This is a genomic window from Alkalibaculum bacchi (assembly GCF_937875145.1).
Taxonomy (GTDB): Bacteria; Bacillota; Clostridia; order Eubacteriales; family Alkalibacteraceae; genus Alkalibaculum; species Alkalibaculum bacchi_A.
The window spans coordinates 1-2,283 of record NZ_CALNCS010000128.1 but is presented as its reverse complement, the minus strand read 5'-3'; the positions used below and the strand labels follow the sequence as shown (position 1 = coordinate 2,283).

Here is a 2,283-nt window from a genome sequence, read left to right as displayed (position 1 = left end):
CCTCTTTAGTACTTACCGCTGGGGAACGATAAAATCGAGTAAATATCTTGCTCTGTTCATCTTCTTCGATTCCCATAGCTTGATCAGTGATATCAATCCTAAAAAAAAGCTCATAAGGTATGACTCTAATTTTGATGATGCTATGACACCGCGAATACTTAACAGCATTGTCGAGAACATTGTATATGGCTTCGACTGTCCATTTTGGGTCGAAATAGGCTATACCGTCAGTTGATTTCGCTTGAATGTCAATCTCTTTTGCTTCTGCTTTAGGAAAAATTTGAGTGATTGCATTTTCAAGTAGCTCTTGTAAATTACCTTTTTGCGGCTGAACAGTAATAATACCACTCTCCAAACGTGATATTTTTACTAATGCACTAATAAGAAAATCTAGTTTCCCCGCCTGCTCAGATAGTGTTTTTATATAAACCTCACAATCTTCTGGCAAATCTTGTTCGCCGAGAAGCTGTGTATATAAAATAATATTAGCAATGGGCGTCTTTGTCTGATGAGAAATATCTGAAATAAGAATTTTGATGTTTTCTTTTTCTGCAACTAGATTTTTAGAAGATACCGAGGATGAAGATAAAAATTGATCCATTTTCGCTTCCACTGCTGACAAGGCAGATTCGTCAAGGGAATATTCGGTAAAATCTCCATCTATGGCTCTGTCCAGCATATTGTTCAGTGAATCTAATATTCTTCGCATTCTTCTACGATATAATAGAATAACGAAAATGACAGTTGAAACTGAAATAGCAACAGCCATTACAATAATAAAAATCCAATTATCCATTACGTCACCACCCAAGTGTAACCTATACCATAAACAGTTTTAATATACTGAGGAGAGGATGGTATATCTTCTAATTTATCTCGTAGACGTTTAACTGTAACCGAAAGAGCATTTTCGTCCACATATTCAGCACTATTTGTCCAAATAGCATCCACTAAACATGCTCTCGTTAATGTATGACCTCTATTTTCAAGTAAAATGCGTAGCAGTTTTTGCTCAGTCTTGCTAAGCTCAATCGAAGCATTTTTTTTCGAAAACTCCATTTTAACAAAATCAAATTTAAAATTATCAAGCTGTATTTGATCGACAGTAATTGAATCAACTTTTCTTAATTGAGTCTGAACCCTTGCACGTAAAATCATCAAGCTAAAAGGTTTGGTTATATAATCATCAGCCCCCAATTCAAGACCGGTAACTACATCTGTCTCCATATCCTTAGCGGTCAATATGATTACAGGAACGGTAGAGTTTCTTCGCAGTTCTTTCAAAAAATCTAGGCCATTTCCATCTGGTAAATTAATATCTAATATAATCAAGTCAAAACTGGTATTTTTGATTTGTATCCAGGCAGAGTTTAAATCTTGCACCTGCACAAAAGAAAGTTCATTGTCTTTTAAGGCGATAGCAATACCGCTGGATAAAGACAGATCATCTTCAACAATCAATATCTTTTTTATATTAACCACCTCCATAAGTTCTAATTACTTCTCAATATTAACATGGCTATTTTATAACGTCTATCTATAGAGTTTTCTGCATTTTCGATTTCGTCCATAAACGACTAAAACGTAGAATACTTAATATTCTATTCTCCTATCATCTTTTATATCCACTGACCTTAATTTCTCCATTTTTAATTTTTTGGAGGTAGAAATATAATTCATGATACACAATTCGTTTTATTGGCTACATTCTATATTATATATGACAATTTGAGTAATAACAAGAATACGATGATTCATTTAAGTCATGTATATGATATGTGTACTCATATCCAAAACAAAAGGATGAACAGTAAGATGTAGTAGGGTGAAGTAATTTATGAAGAAAAAAAATGAAAAATACGATTTTAAGGCTTTAGGTCAAGCGATAAAGGAAGCAAGGAATGCAAAGGGAATGTCAAGAAATCAATTAGCGGATATAATGAACATTGCTCCTCGATATATTGCATCTATTGAGAACAGTGGACAGCATCCAAGTCTACAAATTTTTTATGAACTTGTCACGATTTTAGATGTATCGGTAGACCAATTCTTTTTTCCAAATAGAGAAGCAGGCAAATCTACGCAACGCAGACAACTTGAAAGCCTGCTTGATGGGATGGATAGCAAAGATTTAACTATTATGACCGCTACTGCAAGGGGAATACAAGAAGTCAACTCAGGGAAAAGGACGGAAAATTGAACCGTTCTTTTTCTTTTATAATTTTTCCCCAAACAAAAGTGGCAAGCAGGGCAAGGTGGTACACACCTTGCGATTTTGCATAA

At 34.5% G+C, this 2,283-nt stretch carries 3 protein-coding genes; 1 reads left to right on the top strand and 2 read right to left on the bottom strand.

Going from position 1 to position 2,283, the window contains the following annotated elements:
* Both Q7P22_RS08150 and Q7P22_RS08145 read right to left on the bottom strand, forming a co-directional pair.
* A partial coding sequence (locus tag Q7P22_RS08150; RefSeq protein ID WP_303862940.1) for a sensor histidine kinase KdpD occupies window positions 1–796 on the bottom strand: 796 nt, incomplete at its 3' end.
* Window positions 796–1,488 (bottom strand): response regulator transcription factor, encoded by a 693-nt coding sequence (locus Q7P22_RS08145; RefSeq protein WP_303862938.1) that lies wholly within the window; start codon window positions 1,486–1,488, stop codon window positions 796–798. The genes Q7P22_RS08150 and Q7P22_RS08145, both read right to left, overlap by 1 nt.
* Window positions 1,489–1,837: 349 nt before the next feature.
* On the opposite strand from Q7P22_RS08145, the gene Q7P22_RS08140 reads away from it, so the two are divergent.
* Window positions 1,838–2,200, top strand: a complete 363-nt coding sequence (locus Q7P22_RS08140) for a helix-turn-helix transcriptional regulator (protein WP_303862936.1) — start codon at window positions 1,838–1,840, stop codon at window positions 2,198–2,200.
* The last annotated feature ends 83 nt before the right edge of the window (window positions 2,201–2,283 follow it).

Excerpts from the sequence above, each read along its gene's own strand:
- Q7P22_RS08140 (WP_303862936.1), top strand. The coding sequence starts at position 1,838 with ATGAAGAAAAAAAATGAAAAATACGATTTTAAGGCTTTAGGTCAAGCG.
- Q7P22_RS08145 (WP_303862938.1), bottom strand. The coding sequence starts at position 1,488 with ATGGAGGTGGTTAATATAAAAAAGATATTGATTGTTGAAGATGATCTG.